Annotated in this window: 1 protein-coding gene; it reads right to left on the bottom strand. The window is 47.2% G+C overall.

The annotated features are described in order from the left end of the window. Positions 1 to 445: 445 nt before the first annotated feature. Positions 446 to 727: a hypothetical protein gene (locus QP891_RS11645; RefSeq protein WP_284771368.1), complete on the bottom strand. Its 282-nt coding sequence runs from the start codon at positions 725 to 727 to the stop codon at positions 446 to 448. Between the last annotated feature and the right edge of the window lie 538 nt (positions 728 to 1265).

Here is a 1265-nt window from a genome sequence, read left to right as displayed (position 1 = left end):
CCACATCACCCAAACCAGAAACGAAGAAAAATCGCTGCCTAACCACTAGGTAGCTCCACTACGTGTCCACGATTTGCTGGCACGCCATCCCTTTTTTGATATTTATGGTCTATTGGCTACATTTCGTCAAAGACCCCAAAAGATCGATGTTGCATTTCTCGAAATCCAACAGTCACACCAACGCCGAAGTAGGGGAATTTTTCGCCAAATTCAAGGCGGAGAATCACTACGGGACCCCTTTACCATCGTCAAAAAGGCACACTTACGAACTCTATGAGTTTGTCGCCTGTTACAACAACGAAGGATACGGAAAAGGCTAAAGGTCTAACCCTAGTGCGAAATAAGGATTAGACCTTCAAGACCCGGCAATCGCGGATTAACACATCCATCATTACGGTTCGGGTTCACAGTGCAATCGTGCGAATGCCTGGGGGCTGGAGGGGTATTACTTACCGCCATTAAGCCCGAACAGACCACCCAGTCCATTGAGGGTGTCGACGATGCCCTTCGCCGTCTCTACGCCTTTCTTTGCGTTATCCAAGTGCTTGCCGGTAAGCTCGGCCTGCTCCTTGGGGTCTTTTTTAGTGGATTCTTTTTTGTCCAAAGAAAATTCGGAATTAACAATTCCGTTGTCGAAAGTGGTAGTTTCCTGCGCAAATGCTGCGGGAGTAACGGCAGTCATAGCTAACGCAGCTGCTGCGATTCCGAGACTGACCTTACGCTTCATCTGGGACTCCTTAAGGTTTGAATTTTAGTGAACGCAGGCTTAGAATACCCTACAATCTGTAATTTGTAAAGGATCTTCCGTGATATTAAAAAGTCACAGATCTCATCCTTGGTTTTTGAGTTATTTTCAATGCTTGCTGTTACGTGTTCTGTTTTCAGGATTCAGTGCTCACTCTGGCGATAGAAAGTGGATGTGTCGGAGGCTAGGATAGTTCTCCATGTTTGTGTGCGCAGCATGGTTTGTATGTAATTCGCAAAGGGTCCGAGCAGTCTAGAGCTAGTTGATTAGTAGCTTTTCGCCCTGCGACCTTTGTCCCCTCCTATATAGCGGCCCCATTCGATTGCAAATTACCTTCCCCTCTACTGAGTGGCGCACCTGTCTTCGATGTTATAAATCGTCAGCCAAAGAGTTTTCAAAGCTGTGAATTCATTTGGAGGGTGTCTTCGGTTACGTATAGGCCTCCCATTACGTTGTTATCAGTTCCGCTTGAGGTCACCCAGGATTCGTAACTCTGCCCCCATGCCGGGGCAGGTTATGT

The organism is Corynebacterium sp. MSK310 (assembly GCF_030227355.1).
GTDB classification, from domain to species: domain Bacteria; phylum Actinomycetota; class Actinomycetes; order Mycobacteriales; family Mycobacteriaceae; genus Corynebacterium; species Corynebacterium rhinophilum.
This window is presented reverse-complemented; position numbering and strand designations above follow the sequence as displayed.

Coding starts and splice junctions, on each gene's coding strand:
- QP891_RS11645 (WP_284771368.1), bottom strand. CDS start 727: ATGAAGCGTAAGGTCAGTCTCGGAATCGCAGCAGCTGCGTTAGCTATG.